Origin of the sequence: Shewanella gaetbuli (assembly GCF_023284065.1) — a bacterium.
GTDB classification, from domain to species: domain Bacteria; phylum Pseudomonadota; class Gammaproteobacteria; order Enterobacterales; family Shewanellaceae; genus Shewanella; species Shewanella gaetbuli.
Genome location: NZ_JAKIKP010000014.1, coordinates 51457 through 67205 on the forward strand (window position 1 = coordinate 51457; position 15749 = coordinate 67205).

The 15749-nt window shown below is 41.1% G+C and carries 16 protein-coding genes; 2 read left to right on the forward strand and 14 right to left on the reverse strand.

Annotated features, from left to right (window positions below):
• Positions 1-24 precede the first annotated feature (24 nt).
• Complete coding sequence (locus L2672_RS15150) at positions 25-1131, forward strand: OmpP1/FadL family transporter (RefSeq protein WP_248996685.1); 1107 nt, start codon at positions 25-27, stop codon at positions 1129-1131.
• A gap of 98 nt (positions 1132-1229) precedes the next feature.
• Complete coding sequence (locus L2672_RS15155) at positions 1230-1556, forward strand: VF530 family protein (RefSeq protein ID WP_248996686.1); 327 nt, start codon at positions 1230-1232, stop codon at positions 1554-1556.
• Positions 1557-1585: 29 nt separating this feature from the next.
• Here L2672_RS15155 and L2672_RS15160 read toward each other — a convergent pair whose 3' ends face one another.
• From L2672_RS15160 to L2672_RS15225, 14 genes are all read right to left on the reverse strand, one after another.
• Positions 1586-2473, reverse strand: a complete 888-nt coding sequence (locus L2672_RS15160) for a hypothetical protein (RefSeq protein WP_248996687.1) — start codon at positions 2471-2473, stop codon at positions 1586-1588.
• A complete protein-coding gene (ribA, locus tag L2672_RS15165) occupies positions 2457-3071 on the reverse strand; it encodes a GTP cyclohydrolase II (protein WP_248996688.1) in 615 nt (204 codons plus the stop codon). Before ribA ends, L2672_RS15160 begins: the two co-directional genes overlap by 17 nt.
• Positions 3072-3156: 85 nt before the next feature.
• The gene (locus tag L2672_RS15170) at positions 3157-3513 is read right to left on the reverse strand and encodes a YibL family ribosome-associated protein (RefSeq protein ID WP_248996689.1); all 357 of its coding nucleotides are present in this window, start codon (positions 3511-3513) and stop codon (positions 3157-3159) included.
• Between the two features lie 270 nt (positions 3514-3783).
• A complete protein-coding gene (locus L2672_RS15175) occupies positions 3784-6027 on the reverse strand; it encodes a xanthine dehydrogenase family protein molybdopterin-binding subunit (protein WP_248996690.1) in 2244 nt (747 codons plus the stop codon).
• Between the two features lies 1 nt (position 6028).
• The gene (locus L2672_RS15180) at positions 6029-6520 is read right to left on the reverse strand and encodes a (2Fe-2S)-binding protein (protein ID WP_248996691.1); all 492 of its coding nucleotides are present in this window, start codon (positions 6518-6520) and stop codon (positions 6029-6031) included.
• Positions 6521-6523: 3 nt separating this feature from the next.
• Positions 6524-7171, reverse strand: coding sequence for a nucleotidyltransferase family protein (locus tag L2672_RS15185; RefSeq protein ID WP_248996692.1), 648 nt, complete (start codon positions 7169-7171; stop codon positions 6524-6526).
• On the reverse strand, positions 7171-8181 hold the full coding sequence (locus L2672_RS15190; protein ID WP_248996693.1) for an XdhC family protein: 1011 nt from the start codon (positions 8179-8181) through the stop codon (positions 7171-7173). Before L2672_RS15190 ends, L2672_RS15185 begins: the two co-directional genes overlap by 1 nt.
• A gap of 102 nt (positions 8182-8283) precedes the next feature.
• Positions 8284-8928, reverse strand: a complete 645-nt coding sequence (locus tag L2672_RS15195; protein ID WP_248996694.1) for an MBL fold metallo-hydrolase — start codon at positions 8926-8928, stop codon at positions 8284-8286.
• A 143-nt stretch (positions 8929-9071) separates the two neighbouring features.
• The gene (locus L2672_RS15200) at positions 9072-11036 is read right to left on the reverse strand and encodes a DNA topoisomerase III (protein ID WP_248996695.1); all 1965 of its coding nucleotides are present in this window, start codon (positions 11034-11036) and stop codon (positions 9072-9074) included.
• A gap of 56 nt (positions 11037-11092) precedes the next feature.
• A complete protein-coding gene (locus tag L2672_RS15205) occupies positions 11093-11683 on the reverse strand; it encodes a nucleotidyltransferase family protein (RefSeq protein WP_248996696.1) in 591 nt (196 codons plus the stop codon).
• On the reverse strand, positions 11670-12320 hold the full coding sequence (gene maiA / locus L2672_RS15210) for a maleylacetoacetate isomerase (RefSeq protein ID WP_248996697.1): 651 nt from the start codon (positions 12318-12320) through the stop codon (positions 11670-11672). The genes L2672_RS15205 and maiA overlap by 14 nt, the downstream gene beginning before the upstream one ends.
• A 110-nt stretch (positions 12321-12430) precedes the next feature.
• Positions 12431-13417: a fumarylacetoacetate hydrolase family protein gene (locus L2672_RS15215; protein ID WP_248996698.1), complete on the reverse strand. Its 987-nt coding sequence runs from the start codon at positions 13415-13417 to the stop codon at positions 12431-12433.
• A gap of 248 nt (positions 13418-13665) precedes the next feature.
• Positions 13666-15222: a transcriptional regulator TyrR gene (gene tyrR / locus L2672_RS15220; RefSeq protein ID WP_248996699.1), complete on the reverse strand. Its 1557-nt coding sequence runs from the start codon at positions 15220-15222 to the stop codon at positions 13666-13668.
• Positions 15223-15382: 160 nt separating this feature from the next.
• Positions 15383-15721, reverse strand: coding sequence for a 4a-hydroxytetrahydrobiopterin dehydratase (locus L2672_RS15225; protein ID WP_248996700.1), 339 nt, complete (start codon positions 15719-15721; stop codon positions 15383-15385).
• Positions 15722-15749: the final 28 nt, after the last annotated feature.

Here is a 15749-nt window from a genome sequence, read left to right on the forward strand (position 1 = left end):
GTACCAAGCGAACACCTAGCTAACATGGTTAATCTAACAATATACTTTTGTAGCGTATTACTACTTTTAGTTTCACTATTAATTAACCGTGCTCAAGCTACGGGGTTTAATTTTTGGGAATCTTCAACGCTAAACACTTCACTCGCCAATGCCAATGGCGCAAGTGCTCGCGATGCCAGCGTACAAGCCATGGTGCCAGCAAGTATTACGCAATTAAATCAACCTATGGTCAATGCTAATGTTACTCACTATGGAGTATCTACTGACTATGACATATTCAATCAACAAAGCCATTATGAAGTTGCCAACCCTATTCCTTCAGGTTTTTTTAGTATGCCAATAAGTGAACATTGGTTCTTTGGTGTAGGAATAGCCAGCCGAGCAGCCGCTGATATTAGTGTGCCTTCAATACCACTCGTTCATCCAAATGAAACAAGAATTCAACCTATTACAGTCTCTATTGCCCCAACGGTAGCTTACAAATTTAATAACTTGAGTGTGGCTGTGACAGGTGAGTATATTGTGGCGAATGGGCACTTAGAATCAACAAAATGCTTCTTGGGGATGTGTAATGAACAACAAACAGATTACCAAACAAGTGGGTTTGGTAGCGCAATAAGTGCAACATGGCAAGCCAATGACTGGCTATCAGTTGCAGCAACCCACCGTTTTGAAACCGATTTTGGCGATCAGCACTTGCTGTTTGAATTGCCTTCTATTACTAGTGGCTATATCAATATTAAACTGAATCAACAGCTGAATTGGGATAGTAGTTACAGTTATAGTCGCTGGCATAATAAAGGGATCAGTTTCGCTGAATACCATGACATATTAGGTTTATTTCAAGGCTTTCAGAACAGTAAACGATTTGCGACAGGATTAGAGTACCAAGTCGAACGTTGGTTTTTTAGAGCAGGATTTAGTATTGATGAAGCTATTGATATGCAAGGTGGCAACGACAAACGCTATCGCCTAGGTGTGGGGTATCACTTTAGTCCAAACTTACAGTTGAACATTGCCGCATTTAAAGAAGATTATGCGACCAAACAATTTAGTGCAGGCGAAATTAACTTAGTAGAAGTTCAAAATAAAGGCAATGGGTATAGTCTTGGGATTAGTTATCAACTGTAACAACAAGTGATATTGAATATTTGATAGTTGTCTTACCTACGTTTATCGTTTTTATAGCGTATAATCTAAGTTAAATTTAAACGGGATCGAACCTATACATGAATCAGCCAAATAACCCTCTTCACGGCATAAAGCTTGAAACCATCGTCACCTATTTAGTCGATAAATATGGCTGGCAAGAGCTGGGGGAACGAATCAATATTCGCTGTTTTAAAGAAAACCCAAGTGTTAAATCCAGTTTGAAATTTCTGCGCAAAACCCAATGGGCTAGAGACAAGGTGGAATACTTATACCTTAAAAGTAATAAACTGCCGTTACCGATAAGAAAAGACACGCCATCTAGCGATTCAAATGAAAACCGCCCGCAACAAACAAGTGAAACTCAATCAAACGCAAACGTTAATGCACATATTTGGGGCAAATAATCGCGTTAATATTGTGATGGTAAATGAGGCTACAATGGGAACTCGAATATAAGGCGCCACACTTTTATGCCTCCCCCCACTTGGTAACTAAATCCTAGACGGTCAAATTTTAGGCCGTCCCAGCCAAAAAATTCATAACCTAAAGGCTTTGAGAATTTCACCGTAGCGCCAACTTCATAGGCGTGATTAGTCATCACGTCATCACCGATTGGATTAACGAATTTCAACTCATCAAAATACCATTTACCCGAAAAAAACAATCTCGGCTCAATTTCATTATCTCGCCACTTCCACTTCACACCTAAGCCAAAATCAAATCCACTTTGAAGCACTGAGTAACTTTCTGCTCGATCATTCAGCGTACTGCGATAACCCGCAAAATATAATCGGTTAACCCAAATTGGACTATATTTCTGATTGTCTAATTGATAAACAGACGACACACCAGTAGAGAAAATCCCGACATTGGTTTTTGTTGATGAATTAAAGCCGTAGCCGATATCTAAATAACTTTCGATGGTTAATTTATCATTCACAAACCAATCATATTCTATTCCCGGTGTCACCGTCATGGTGCCAACCCCCTCTGGAAACTCACCACTAGGCAAGTCTTCAAATGAGTAGTTTAAAAAACCTAATGAAACAGGGAGCCGCAGCTTTACTTGGTGGTTGTCATCTTCATCAATTAAAAATGATAACGGGATATTTAACACCGCAGCACTTTGGCCGGCAGTTCGATAAATTCCGCTGCCTAAGTAATTCGCAAACGCATAATGAGAAGCATCAGGGGTAGGTTTTCTTTCTGAAGAATACCCATAAGAGACACATAAAAAAGCCATAACAAGTGCTATGGCTTTAAATTGGCTAACCACATTAGATGGCCGCAGGTAACTTCGCATATTAACTTTGATCATCATTAAAGTGATGTTCGGACATCATATGACCTAATTCGGTTGATTTGGTTTTCAAATAAGATTCGTTGTAGCGATTTTTACCGACTTGAAGAGGTACACGTTCAACAACCTCAATGCCTTCTTGCTGCATTGCTTTAACTTTGCGCGGGTTATTGGTCATTAAACGCACCTTGCTAACATTTATTTGCGCTAACATGGGTTTAATCATGTCATATTTACGCATGTCAGCTTTGAAACCTAACTGCTCATTTGCTTCAACGGTATTAGCGCCACCATCTTGTAATTCATATGCACGAATTTTATTCAGTAAACCGATACCGCGGCCTTCTTGGCGTAAATACAGAATAAAGCCTTGCCCCGCTTCAGCAATATTTTGCATTGCTGTTTGCAGTTGAAAACCACAATCACAACGCAGGCTAAATAATGCGTCTCCGGTTAAACATTCAGAATGAATACGCCCCAGTACCACTGACTGAGCATCTATTTCGCCAAATGTAAGTGCCACATGCTCTTTTTGGGTTTCAGTATCTTCAAAACCATGCATAGCAAACACGCCCCAAGGGGTAGGTAATTTAGAAGTAGCAATGTACTTTATTGTCATGAACTAAACCTTACAACAACGCTCAATCAGAGAGGTTAAACAATAACGAATACTAAAAAGATGCAAAAGACATCTAGAAATGAAACTAAAACTTAGCAGGAGCGAAACCTGTTACCGCTTTAATCCCCATTTCACGACCGAGTGCAGTTAAAGGGTGCACAACAACTAAGCCTTTTACAGACTTCTTCAATTTACCCATGTCAGCTTGCTCAGCTTTAGTTAACTCGCGCTTAAACGCTAAACTTTTAAGCTGGCCGCCTTCTTTACTGAGTTGGCGAGTTTGTTGGTTTTTAACATTATTAATTCGCTTAGTGACCGCAGCGATTTCTTTTTTGAACTGCATCATGACAGCCGTGTCGCCACGCTGTTCTGCCGCCGCTAATTTACGACGAAACTTATCTAACTTATCATTTAGAGTTTGCAGTTCTTGCTTTAAATTCATTACATTACCTTTAAACTATTTATAAAATTGCTCTGTGGACCCTGTAGACACTACTTGATATAAAACACCCAGCAATTTGAGCTGGGAATTATATACCCAAACCTTATATATTTGCGAACTTCTATTGCATGTTTGCGAACAATTACCGCATTTAAATAACCCATCATTAGCGTGCGATTAAACAAACGGCTCAAATCGAACCAGTAACATATAAGACAGGCGGTTCAAAGCCTAATAAAAAGCCGCCTTATCAAAGACGGCTTATATTAATTAGACTTTTAAATGTTTATTCAGTGGTAAGTCTCGATACCGTTTGCCTGTAGCAGCGAAAATAGCATTGGTTAAACTAGGTGCAACAGGTGGAACTCCTGGTTCACCCACGCCCGCAGGGTTAGCTTTAGACTCAACCACAATCACCTCAATATCTGGACATTGAGGTAAACGAAGCAACGGATAATCATGGAAATTTGACTGCTGTACTTGACCATTTTTATAGGATATCTCACCCATCATAGCCAAGCTTAGTCCAAAAATAATTGCCCCTTCCGTTTGCGATATCACCCTGTCAGGGTTAACCACCAATCCAGCATCGATAGCAGCAATTGACTTAATAACCTTAAGCTGTCCATCAGTGACTTCAACCAATGTCGCCACAGCAACATAACTCACAAAGCTACGATGAATTGCAAAACCCCAACCCTGGTTTTTACCAGCTTTGGGTGCATTAGCCATTTTAGCCTCTATAACATCTAATAAATGATGATAACGGCCTACATCTACTGGGTGATCAGCTAATTCCTCACCATAGTTGCCATATTTAAAACCTTGGTCTGTGAAAGTTTCCAGCCTTGGTTTACCCAACATTTCTCGCCACATTTGCAAACAAGGCTTACCGGCTTTTACCGCTAACTCATCAACAAAACTACCAATACCAAAAGCATGTTGAATATTACATACAGAACGCATCCAACCTATGCGGGTATGCGCCTTCGCCTTTACCGCTTCAAGCTGTATATTCTCAACCGCTAAAGGCACATCACTGAAGCCTAAATCAAGCTCACCATCTGACGGATACTCCACACCTTCGGCAAAAGTTGAGCTGATTGAAGGGAAACCTGTTCGCGCTAATAATGCCTCAACTTGGTTGTTATCAGCTAATTTTGCCTGATAGAACTGGGCACTAATAGCATGATAATAGCCATTTTGAATTTCGTCTTCTCGTGTCCAAGACACCTTTACGGGCTTGTTTAACTTTTTAGACAGTACCGCGGCTTCAACACTGTAATCAGGTTTTGATTTTCGACCAAAGCCACCCCCTAATAAAGTTACATTCACTTTGACTTTATCTTCAGTCAACCCAAGTGCTCCAGCCACATTTTGTTGGGTACTTTGTGGTGTTTGACTTGAAGCCCAAAGCTCACACCCCTCTGAAGTTACATGGGCTGTTGCTACAGGGGGCTCCATCATGGCATGGGTTAAATACGGCACGGTGTAGGTCGCGTTAACCGTAGTGTCTTTTGGCCAATCAGTTACGGGGTTACCTAGCTGACGAATCACTTTGCCAGATTGCTGTACTTTACCCACCAGCTCAGACAAATATTGATCGCTGTCATGGCTGTCATTAACAGAGTCAGTCCAAGTGACATTTAAGGCTTTGCGGCCTTGTTCGGCACTCCATGTATTGGTGGCAATAACCGCAATGCCACCTAAAGGCTGAAATAAAGGTGCGCCTTTAGGCACATCTAGTTTAATTACTTCTATCACACCAGCCACTTTACGCGCATTGGTATCATCAAATGATGCTACATCACTTCCCAAAACAGGCGGCCTTGCAATACTAGCGTACACCATGCCATCAATGTTGATGTCGTAACCATATTTGGCTTTGCCATCTAACATACTTTGCATGTCCACGATGGTTTTAGATTTACCAATCAAATTAAATTCGTTGGCTGACTTTAACGTTAAGCTTTCAACCTTAGGCGTAGGGAGTTTAGAGGCTTCAACGGCCAGCTCACCAAATGACAGCTTTTTATCGGAATGTTTATGATGAACATAACTGGCTTTAGCAAACACGTCGTCAACGGAAACCTTCCACTTGTTAGCAGCAGCTTGTTCCAGCATGGTTCTCGCGGTTGAGCCCATTTGACGCATACGTGTAAAGTGTTTACGAATACTGCGGCTGCCATCAGTATTCTGGCTACCATAACGCTTATCAGCCAAACCTTGAATAACTACAATATTATCCCAATCAGCTTCTAACTCATCTGCCAATACTTGTGGAATACCGGTTCTAATGCCTTGGCCCATTTCACTGCGATGACAAGTCAAATACACCTTGTTGTCTTCGCCAATAGCAATAAACAAATTTAAAATGGCAGTTTTGTCTTGCGCCAACGCCATAGGGCTCCAAGCTAAGCCTGTGGCTCCTAATGCTAAGCCGCCTCCTGTTGCACCAAATAGCTTTAACACGTCACGACGACTAATATTTTCTACTGCGGTAAATGTTGTCATATTAAACCTCCACAGTACGTTCAGAATTTACCGCCGCAGTCGTTTGGGCTGCGGTAGCTTTAATCGCTGATTTAATTCTTGGGTAGGTACCGCAACGACATATGTTGCCTGACATCGCTTGATCAATTTGTTGCTCTGTTGGTGCTGGCGTAGTGGCTAGCAAGGCCGCGGCTGACATTATTTGCCCCGCCTGACAGTAACCACATTGTGGCACATTATGTTTCGCCCAATTGTCTTTTAATGCTTGTGCTTCAACACCTTCAATTGTGGTAACTTGTTTATTTGTCACTTGTTTTAAGCTGGTTAAACAACCACGCATGGGTTTACCATCTACATGAATTGTACAGGCACCACACAAGCCTGAGCCACATCCGTATTTGGTTCCGGTTAACCCAATAATATCGCGAATCACCCACAAAACAGGCATGTTTGGGTCGGCTTCAATGCTAAATTGCTTACCGTTGAGGGTTAATAATTGAGTTGGAACAGTCATTACTTACTCCTTGTTCGCTTGCCAAAGCTGTAAATCTGCCTTGGTGTCTATATCAATACCTGCATAGGGTAATACAACCTTATTGAGGGTATTGAGCTGCTGTTTTTGAATTAATATTTTCTTTGCACCACTATCGCCCTTAAGCGCAAGTAATGCTGAATAATCTTGTTGGGTAAAAATTGCCGGTACCCCAAGTTGTTGCTCATATTCAGCGCAACATGTTTGGCCATTTTGCTGAAACGCTTCTAGCAAAGCCAAAAAATCCGCATAAGTGAGTGCAACCTGATCGGCTAATACCAACATTAAAGCTGAGCATTGATTTTGAATGGCAAAATTAACCGCACAATGAACAGAATGCGATAAACCTTGATGCCATTGTTCATTAACAACCACTTCTACAGGGTTGCGATTATCGGTACGCTCAAGTTCAGTTATATGTTCAATTATTTTATGTTTGTTAGCCCCTACAATAACGCCACTATGTGGGATGTTGAAATCAGCTTGCTGTTGTACTGTTTTTATAATCGTTAGAGTATGGCTCAATAAACTGTGTTGTGAGGTTAAACTTGCAAGTTGTTTAATACCATTGAATCGGCTACTCCCTCCCGCGGCTAAAACAACAATGGCCAACCTAGGCATTAGCGGGCTCATTACAGCATTACCTCATCTAAACGAGTCAGTTTGCTTTTATGCAGCACGCCATGACATTGCGACAACATACTCAAAGCAACAGAACTAGGAAGTTCTCCACCTAACGCTAAACCCGCTGGAGCAGAGAAAAAGCAATTAAAGTCTGCCAAGCTCAGTTTGGCTTGTTGCAGCACCTTATCGCGGCGATGAACAGGCCCTAACAGCGCAATATAATCTGGGGTATTTTTTACTAATACGTTAAGCGCTTTAGCATCTAAACTGAGGTTATGGTTCATCACAAATGCACAATCTAAGCTGGCTAATATATTTTCTCCCATCTGATCACAGGGAATTTTCATAATATTGGCATGGGGAAAATCATATTGGCGTGCATAGGCAGTTCGTTCGTCAAAAACAGTCACTTGCCAGCCTAAGCTATGAGCCATTTGCGCCACTGGTTGAGCGTCTAGCCCACCACCAAAAATACCTAAATGAACAGGCGGTTTTAATGGAATTTCTAACGAGGCATAACCTAAGTTGGTATTGTTAGTTACCCGAGTTTTTACAATAAGGTCTGTGTGTTCAACCTCTTGCCAAGATGTTTTAACATTTGAACAATCCACACCTTCAGGCAATATAGGTAATTGAAATACCCCGCAACAACCACTGTTAAGGCTGTGATAGATTTTTTGTAAGCCTAAATAGTGATTAGACGCATTAATGGGTAACATCATAATTTGCACAATACCACCACACCCTAATTCATAGCTGGTGTCGGACTCATCAGTGGCATCATAGGTCAGTTGTAAAACTTGTTGAGTTTGAATTGCTTTTTGAGCATGACGACGTAAATCGGCCTCCAAACATCCGCCACTTAACATGCCTAGTGACTTTCCTAAAGGATGAAAAAACATCATCGCACCGGGTTTTCGATAAGATGAACCCTGCACATGGGTTAAAATAGCCAAAACCCAGTCGTCTTGATAATCAGATTGCCAAGTGTCTAATAATTCAATGAAGTGCTGTTGCATATAAACCTAAAAACTCTGTTAAGTTAAGGGTTAACCTAACAGAGTCAAATTCAGATGCAAAGTTTGAAAGTGTGTAAAAATATGTTGAAGCGAAGCGTTAACTTAACCAAGTAATTGGTCGGCAACAAATGGATTGTGCTCGCGCTCTTCTGCAAAGGTAGACATTGGCCCATGCCCAGGAATAAAGCTGACATGATTACCTAATGGCCATAACTTTTGCGTAATCGAATTAACCAAGTCTTGATGATTAGATTGTGGAAAATCAGTCCGACCAATTGAGCTTCTAAACAACACATCACCCACCCAGGCTAAACCTGACTGTTTGGAATAAAACACCACGTGACCAGGGGTATGACCGGGGCAATGAATCACCTCTAAGGTCTGCTCGCCAACGGTAACCGTGTCGCCACTTGTTAGAAATTGATGTGGTTCAAATGCTTCAGTTGTAGGGAAACCAAAGTTTTGACTTTGTTTTTCAAGGGCGTCTAGCCAAAACTTATCGGCTACATGTGGCCCTATGATATTAATGTTCAATTGTTGCGCGAGCTTTTTAGCGCCACCAACATGATCAATATGGCCATGGGTTAACAAGATTTTGTTTAACGTCAGGCCTAACTTATTCACTTCATTTAGAATGCGTTCTACATCACCACCTGGGTCGACTACCGCTGCTTCTAATGTATTCTCGCACCAAATCACACTACAATTTTGCTGAAATGGGGTAACAGGTATGATTTGATATTTCATTGGCGCTCTCCGACATTAAATGGCTTAGTTCCATTATTATCTAATTTTACCCTGACAAAATTGATCTTGATACTATTAACATCAATTTTTAATATTTCTTTAAAATCACATGCAAACATCAATAAAATCAATGTAGATTCAGATTACGCCTTAGCTGGCTTAGCTTTTTTGTAGGTCGTTTTTTTGCGTTTAGCAAATGACTTACCCTTGGTACGAGGTTTAGCTTTAACACCCTGTAAGGCTGTGGGTAATGTGTTTTTTGCTTGAGTAATAAGGCCTGATAACTGCTCGCATAAAGGATCAATAAAACTATGATATTTCATTTTCTTTTGGCAAATGGACTCTAAACTGCTTTCCCATAATGCCGTCATATCAGGGGTGGTTGCCGATAAAGGTAAACTGTTAATTAAGCCTTTACCTACGTCTGTGGCAAGAATTGATTTACCTTGTCGAGCTAAATAGCCACGCTTAAACAATAGCTCAATAATTCCCGCGCGGGTGGCCTCAGTTCCTATGCCGTCGGTGTCTTTAAGAATTTTTTTAATTTCAGCAGAACTGACAAACTTGGCAATACCGGTCATTGCGCCTAATAAGGTCGCATCGGTAAAGTGCTTTGGTGCTTGGGTCATTTTTTCCAGCAATTCACCGCGCTCACAGTGCAATCTTTGTCCCTGTGTCAATGGCGGTAATTGTTGCTCCGCAGCGGTTTCTTCATCTGTGTCAGTAACAGATTTCGATGATGCTTTATTGAATTGATACAATGCCTTCCAGCCTAAACTTTTATTTTGCTTGGCTTTAGCAATGAATAAACCACCCTCAATAGTGACCTCTACGGTGGTTTCAGAATAAAGATAAACCTCATAAAACTGGGCTAAATATTGCCTTGCGATGTGCTGATATAGCTTCACCTCATCAGCAGATAAACTGGCTAAGTTTGCGGTTTTTTCAGTAGGAATAATGGCATGATGGGCGTCAACTTTACTGTCATCCCAAGCTTTCGACTGCTTTTTTGCATTGGGCTGTGGCGCATCATTTATCAAGCTGGCTGAACTGCTTAAAATAGCACTCAACACTTGCGGCGCAAATTGGTGTTGTTCTTTTGGTAAATGACGGCTGTCAGAGCGAGGATAGGTAATGAGTTTGTGTTTTTCATATAAACTTTGGCAAATATCTAGCACCGCTTTGGCGCTAAACCCAAAACGCTTGGCAGCATCAATCTGTAAACTAGACAAACTATAGGGCAAAGGTGGATTTTGACGTTTATCTTTAGCCACTAACGTTGACACAACTGCGGGCTTATCGTTAATTCGACTAACCACATTTTGCGCTAAGCCTTTAGCGAGAACTCGGCCTTCTTCATCTTGATAAGGCGCACAGGCTTCACTAGGTTTCCATTTAGCGGTAAAAGTCTGAGCTCCCGTAGACAAATGGGCTAACACTTCATAAAAAGGCTTTGGTTGAAACTGAGCAATCTCTTCATCGCGTCGAACCACTAGCCCTAACAACGGAGTTTGTACACGCCCAACAGATAATACCCCTTCATAACCGACTTTTTTGCCTTGAATAGTGTAAGCACGAGTCATATTCATGCCGTATAGCCAATCTGCACGACTTCTAGCTAGCGCTGAAGTCGACAGCGGAATAAATTCTCTATTTGAACGTAATTGCCCTAAAGCACGCCTCACTGCTTGAGGGTTTAAGTCACTAATTAAAAGCCGTTGAACTTGCGATAACTTGTCACCTTTAACCCCAAGATAACTGATCACCTCGTCGACCAATAACTGCCCTTCTCTATCCGGGTCGCCCGCGTTGATAATTTGGCTCGATTGTTTAACTAACTTTCTTAATACTGTTAGCTGACTGCGAGTTTTGGTTTTAGGCTTCAGCTGCCACGTTTGAGGAATAATGGGTAAGTGTTCAAGCTTCCAAGATTTATAAGCGGCATCGTAAGCATCTGGTTCGGCTTGCTCTAATAAATGACCAATGCACCAAGAAACACAATCACCATTTGCAGCCGTAATAAACCCGTCACCTTTTTTATGGGGTTTGGGTAATACATCGGCAATAGCTCGGCCTAAACTGGGTTTTTCTGCAATATAAAGCTTCATCGAACACTCAAATACTGTATAAATTAACAGTAAAATAGCGTAATAGCGTCACTTTATCAACACAGCGTTAATTTAGGGTATTGGTTTAACCAGTTTTTTTGCCGAACACGTTGGTTAAATATAGCCATATCACGTTTAGGATTATGACTAATGGTAAAGTCGAATAAACATTGAATATCAAAGGCATGAATGATGTTGAAACTCATAGGCTTAGTTGATAACGGCTTGTGCTCAATATGTACCGCAACTGCCGTTTGCTTTTCTGGCCAATAACTCATGGCATCTAACAAGTTTAGATAGGGGCTATCGCCATTACGAATATGCATTCTTGCTTGGTTTTTTACCGACCAATTTATTGCTAACAGGTCACAAAGCTGTTGCTCAATCAGCTTATCTTCAACGGGATCAAGCTTTAGCGGTTCAAAATAAATAACATCAACATCATTTAGTTTACTAGCAGGCTTTCCGTGTAACTTATCCCAAACTAAATTGCGCACAAACCCAGCTGCAATGGCCCATTGGTCAATGCCCAGCTCAAAAAACACTTGGGCACAAACTTGCAACGCTTGCATTCGCTCAACATCTTGGCTGAGCCATTGGCTGATTTGTACTTTAAGACTTAATTCTGCTTGGTTAACAGGCGTCATCTTGTTGCTCAGGAGCTGCCTGTATAAAGTCGTCAAGTTTGTTACAGTTTTGCCATACTCGCATTATATGGGGGTAAGCCTGTAAATCGACATTAAAGCGCTGGGCATTGTACACTTGAGGCACTAAGCAAATATCCGCTAATGTCACTTGGTCACCAAAACAATATTGACCAGCATGCAGGCTAAGTTGGCTTTCTAATGCGTTAAAGCCTAAGTGGATCCAATGGTGATACCAGTCCATTTTTTTACTTTCATCTACGCCCATTTCATTAACCAGATATTGCAGCACTCGCAAATTATCTAATGGGTGAATTTCACATGCAATAGATTGCGCCATTGCACGAACGATAGCTTTATCTTCAATATTGGCAGGTAGAATCGCTTGCTGCGGGTACTTTTCTTCTAAGTATTCAATGATGGCCAACGACTGAGTTAAACAAAACTCCCCTTGGTTATTATTATCCACCAGCGCAGGCACTAGATGTTGCGGATTGAGCTTTTCAAAATCCTTTGAGTGCTGCTCGCCACCATTTTTAACTAAGTGTACTGAAATATGCTCTGCCGTTAATTGCTTTAAATTTAATGCAATACGAACTCGATATGCGGCACTTGAGCGCCAATAACCGTAAAGTTTCATGTTTCAATTCCTATAAAAAAGGCAATAACATCAAACTGCTATTGCCTAAATATTTAACCTGAATTCTGGATAACAACTTGCTTTCTAGAGTTCAGGTTATTATTTAAAGCTTACCCTTTATACTCAACCACTTTTTGATCAATTGATCCGAAAATACTGACGTTGTTTTCATCAAACATTTCAATACGAACGGTATCGCCAAAACGCATAAATGGCGTTGTTGGTTTACCATCAGCAATAATTTCTAACATGCGTTTTTCAGCTAAGCAGCTTGAACCCGCACTGCGGTCATAGTTAGAAATGGTGCCTGAACCAATAATCGCACCCGCCGATAATGGACGTGTTTTCGCCACATGCGACACTAATTGGCTAAAGTTAAAGGTCATATCTACACCTGCATTAGGGCGACCAAACAACTCACCATTTAAATGGGTTACTAACGGTAAATGAACCTTACTGTCGTTCCATTTTTCTCCAAGCTCATCAGGGGTAATGGCGACAGGAGAAAATGCACTTGATGGTTTCGATTGGAAGAAGCCAAAACCTTTAGCTAACTCACCTGGAATAAGGTTTCGCAAAGAAACGTCATTCACTAACATCAGTAATTTGATATGAGCAGCAGCGTTTTCCGTTGTTAGTCCCATAGGTACATCATCAGTAACTACTGCAATTTCAGATTCGAAATCGATACCAAAGTCTTCGCTAGCCATCTCAATATCGGCTTTAGGCGCAATAAAGCAATCTGATCCGCCTTGGTAAACAAGTGGGTCTGTCCAAAATGACTCCGGCATTTCGGCACCACGAGCCTTACGCACTAACTCGACATGGTTAACGTATGCACTACCATCAGCCCATTGGTATGCTCTTGGTAATGGCGACAAACATTTGCTTTCATCAAATGCAACTGCGTTATCCATTTGCCCTGCATTCAATGCTTCATACAATTCTTGTAACTGTGGATTTAATAAGTCCCATGCATCCAGTAATTGTTGCATGGTATGAGCAATTGCTGGCACGGCTACAGCTTGGGTTAAATCTTTACTGACTAACATTAATTGGCCATCACGGCGACCGTTGTTATAACTGGCAAGTTTCATTATTGCTCCTAAATGCGGGTGACTGTCTGTTATTATTAGTTAGCGCATATGCGCTGACAGCAAATTTGTTGATAGAAATAACTGAAAATGTCGCCAATATACAGCCCGTGACCTTAATCACATTTTGCGATACGACATTTATTTTGTAAACATTTTTATACAGCTAAAACTAAGGCTTGAAAACATTGATTTTCAAGCCTTAGATTGTTCAAATTGCCAACAAGTACATGGCATTAAAACGTTACAGCTTAATCATTACCCGGTTTAACCCGCTTTTTAGCAATGCCATATTCACGTAACTTGTTGGCAATGGCGGTATGAGATACCCCCAATTTTTTAGCCAGTTGCCGAGTACTAGGATAAGCAGGATATAAGCGGCGTAACAAGTTTGCTTCGTAATCTTTCATGGCTTCATCTAACGTACCTTCAAACTCTTCATCAAAGTAGCCAAAGCCTTCAGCATAAGATGGCAGTTTTAACTGTTCGACGGTTAACTCTGCCGAGCCATCCCACATAGAAACCGCTCTGAAAATGGCATTTTTTAACTGTCTAACGTTACCAGGCCATGCATAGGTAAATAAGTAATCACGACAAGAGGCTGAGATACGTCTAAGCGGGCTAGAAAGTTGTTGGCTGAAATGCTCTAAAAACATCTCGGTGAGTGGAATAACGTCTACTTTGCGTTCTCGTAACGCAGGCATATGGTAACTGAGTACATGAATTCGGTAATACAAGTCTTCCCTAAACTCACCCGCCTGACAAAGTTCTGCTAAATTCTTTTGCGTGGAGCAAATAATCCGAATATCCGCTTTGACTTCTTCATCCCCACCCATGCGTCTAAAGGCGCCGTCTTGCAATAAACGCAACAGCTTAACCTGAGCCGCTTTAGACATTTCGGCAATTTCATCTAAAAAGATGGTACCGCCTTTAGCTTCTTCAACAAACCCTCTTTTGACCACTTGGCCATTGCTAACAAAACCAAATAGCTCTTCTTCAGCTACACTGTCTGGCAATGCGGCACAGTTAATCGCAATAAACGGATGCTCACGACGCATGCTGGCATCATGACTAGCACGAGCCATAAGCTCTTTTCCGGTTCCCGTTTCGCCAGTAATTAATAAAGGTGCGTCAAGTTGCGCCATACGCTTAGCTTGCTTGAGCACTTCTTTCATTTTATCACTTACGGCTAATACGTTATCAAAACCCGTTGTTTGATTTTGTAATGCGTTGAATTGCTTACCCACTCTAGCAGGTGATTTTAAAGACACTACCGCACCTGCCAGAATGGTTTTATCATTATCATCGGGTAGATAAATTGGCAGCATTTCTGCTAAATAGTCATTGGAGTTAATGGTGACCCTAGAAGCAATAGCAGGTACATCAGGTTCACTTAACCATCTGGCAAAGTTAAAACCGTGCACCCAATGATTAAGCGACTCATCAATGACTTCATGCTCATGCATATTTAAAGTCAACAAAGCTGATTCGTTAACCACTCTTATTCTACCTTTAGAATCAAGCGAGAAAACCGAGTCGGGTAAGGTTTTCAATAGTGTTTTAAGCGCGTAATGTTCTTGCTCAGATGGCATAAAGGATACGGTTCTAACGTCATGAACACTTTCTACTTTTCGAATTAATGGCATTAATTCGCGTAATAGCTCGAAGTTAATTTCAGCAAATTGTAAATACAAAAAGCCTCTGTTACTGGCATCGATGGCCATTAAGTTAATGCCATATTGTTCTAGTACAACAAGAATATCTTTCGCGAGGCCGACGCGATCATTACAACTCACTTCCAAACGCATAATGCTTTTATTCCCTATTTATTCATTTTATTTTGGAAACTGCGCATACGGTAGTGTGTTATCAGCTCGGTGGCAAGTGAAGTTTACAGATGAATTGTAACAAATGAAATATATCAGCACATTACGTTTACGTAACATGCTGATATAGAATATGTTGTTATTAATCTAACAACTGGTCGGTCTTGGCTGCCATAATGAAGTCATTTTTATGCAGCCCTTTTATAGAATGTGACCACCAAGTGACTGTGACTTTGCCCCATTCAGTTAATATTCCAGGGTGATGGAACTCTTCTTCAGCCAAGTCGGCTAATTTATTGGTGAATGCCATCGCTAATTTGAAGTTTTTAAATTTATACACTCTTTCTAACTGCATAATGCCATCACGCACCTCAACGCCCCAGTCAGGGATCATGCGGATTAGTTCAGCTAATTCAGCCTCGGTGACTTTGGGTGCATCAGCTTGACAAGCTTCACATTTCATTTCAGATAGTGTTGTCATTAAAACTCCTAAACTTTAATAATTATCC

Coding starts and splice junctions, on each gene's coding strand:
- L2672_RS15150 (WP_248996685.1), top strand. CDS start 25: ATGGTTAATCTAACAATATACTTTTGTAGCGTATTACTACTTTTAGTT.
- L2672_RS15155 (WP_248996686.1), top strand. CDS start 1,230: ATGAATCAGCCAAATAACCCTCTTCACGGCATAAAGCTTGAAACCATC.
- L2672_RS15160 (WP_248996687.1), bottom strand. CDS start 2,473: ATGATGATCAAAGTTAATATGCGAAGTTACCTGCGGCCATCTAATGTG.
- ribA (WP_248996688.1), bottom strand. CDS start 3,071: ATGACAATAAAGTACATTGCTACTTCTAAATTACCTACCCCTTGGGGC.
- L2672_RS15170 (WP_248996689.1), bottom strand. CDS start 3,513: ATGAATTTAAAGCAAGAACTGCAAACTCTAAATGATAAGTTAGATAAG.
- L2672_RS15175 (WP_248996690.1), bottom strand. CDS start 6,027: ATGACAACATTTACCGCAGTAGAAAATATTAGTCGTCGTGACGTGTTA.
- L2672_RS15180 (WP_248996691.1), bottom strand. CDS start 6,520: ATGACTGTTCCAACTCAATTATTAACCCTCAACGGTAAGCAATTTAGC.
- L2672_RS15185 (WP_248996692.1), bottom strand. CDS start 7,171: ATGAGCCCGCTAATGCCTAGGTTGGCCATTGTTGTTTTAGCCGCGGGA.
- L2672_RS15190 (WP_248996693.1), bottom strand. CDS start 8,181: ATGCAACAGCACTTCATTGAATTATTAGACACTTGGCAATCTGATTAT.
- L2672_RS15195 (WP_248996694.1), bottom strand. CDS start 8,928: ATGAAATATCAAATCATACCTGTTACCCCATTTCAGCAAAATTGTAGT.
- L2672_RS15200 (WP_248996695.1), bottom strand. CDS start 11,036: ATGAAGCTTTATATTGCAGAAAAACCCAGTTTAGGCCGAGCTATTGCC.
- L2672_RS15205 (WP_248996696.1), bottom strand. CDS start 11,683: ATGACGCCTGTTAACCAAGCAGAATTAAGTCTTAAAGTACAAATCAGC.
- maiA (WP_248996697.1), bottom strand. CDS start 12,320: ATGAAACTTTACGGTTATTGGCGCTCAAGTGCCGCATATCGAGTTCGT.
- L2672_RS15215 (WP_248996698.1), bottom strand. CDS start 13,417: ATGAAACTTGCCAGTTATAACAACGGTCGCCGTGATGGCCAATTAATG.
- tyrR (WP_248996699.1), bottom strand. CDS start 15,222: ATGCGTTTGGAAGTGAGTTGTAATGATCGCGTCGGCCTCGCGAAAGAT.
- L2672_RS15225 (WP_248996700.1), bottom strand. CDS start 15,721: ATGACAACACTATCTGAAATGAAATGTGAAGCTTGTCAAGCTGATGCA.